This is a genomic window from Cytobacillus massiliigabonensis, assembly GCF_900199725.1.
Lineage (GTDB): Bacteria > Bacillota > Bacilli > Bacillales > Cytobacillaceae > Cytobacillus > Cytobacillus massiliigabonensis.
The window spans coordinates 1-1,455 of the sequence record NZ_LT904898.1 but is presented as its reverse complement, the minus strand read 5'-3'; the positions used below and the strand labels follow the sequence as shown (position 1 = coordinate 1,455).

Genomic DNA, 1,455 nt, shown 5'->3' with positions numbered 1-1,455 from the left:
TGATCTGACCCAATAAAGTTAGACAAATAATTTTATGCAACTTTTAAGACTTGAGTTCGGTATTCCACCGGACTCAGGTCTTTTAATTTTGCCTTCATTCGTTTGTGATTGTAATAGTGAATATAATCAGCTAATTCCTTTTCAAAATGCTCTATACTGTCAAAATCCTGTAGATAAAGGAGTTCGGACTTTAATAAGCCAAAGAAGTTTTCCATGACTGCATTGTCCAAACAGTTTCCCTTTCGAGACATACTCTGCGTAATTTGGTGCTGTTCTAATGTTTTTTGATATTGTTTCATTTGATAATGCCAGCCTTGATCTGAATGAAGAATCACTTGCTCTCCTGGCTGAAGACGTTCTATTGCTTGGACTAACATTTCTCCGACCAATTTATAAACAGGACGTTTCATGACGTTATAAGCAATGATTTCACCATTACACAAATCAAGTACTGGAGAGAGGTAACGTTTCTCACCGAATAGGTGGAATTCCGTCACATCGGTTACCCATTTTTGATTCACTTTCTCTGCAGAAAAATCACGGTTTAGGATGTTAGGAGCAACTTTTCCCACATTACCTTTATAAGAACGGTACTTTTTCATGCGGACTAAGCATAGTAAGTCCATATCATTCATTAAACGATTGATGGTTTTTTTATCGTGTTTAAACCCTCGTTTCTCTAGTTCTTTCGTGATCCGACGGTGTCCATAACGACCCTTATGTTCATGAAAAATCTCTTTAATACTTTCTTTTACGTTCGCATATTTATCAGGTTGATTTAATTTTTTCTCCCAATAATAATACGTACTACGTGGAATGTCAGCGACTTCAACTAAATCTACAACTTCATACATATGCTTTAGTTCAAAAATTACCTGCGCTTTGATTTTGTTTGTAATTTTTCCTGCATTTGAACTAAAGCGTTCAACTTTTTTAAGTAGGCATTCTCCATTTCTAAACGCTCAATTTTCGCTTGTAGTACTTCTACCGTATCTTCAACTAGTTTTGGTGTTTCTTTCTTTGAATCAATTTTCTTTGTTTCTTTCTTCATAGATGGTCGCCCCTTTTTCTTTGGTTGTAGGGCGTCTAATCCATCTCGATTTAACTTTAATCTCCAATTTCGTATCATTCCAGGAGAAGAAATATTAAATATCGCAGCTGTATCAATAGAAGATGTACCCGTTTCGATCATATAATTTAGTACATCCATTTTAAACTGAGTTGAATAACTTGTATAGCTTTTTAGAAAAGCTTCAATGCCATGTTGTTCGTATAGGCGAATCCATCCACTCAAAATAGTTGGTTTTACCTGAACCTCCCGCGCAATCTCATTGATAGATTCATTCCCATTTAAATACCTTGAAACAATTAGAATCCTTTGTTCTGCAGTAAATTTAGCCATTAAAAAACCCCCATAAATGTTAGTTTGATGTCTAACATTTATGGGGCAGTTCA

Annotated in this window: 1 protein-coding gene; it reads right to left on the bottom strand. The window is 35.3% G+C overall.

Features of this window, described 5'->3' with window-relative positions:
- Positions 1-32 precede the first annotated feature (32 nt).
- A protein-coding gene (locus C1726_RS00010) for an IS3 family transposase (protein ID WP_102271266.1) occupies positions 33-1,402 on the bottom strand; the annotation gives its coding sequence in 2 pieces (ribosomal slippage) (positions 33-937 and positions 937-1,402; 1,371 coding nt in all).
- Positions 1,403-1,455: the final 53 nt, after the last annotated feature.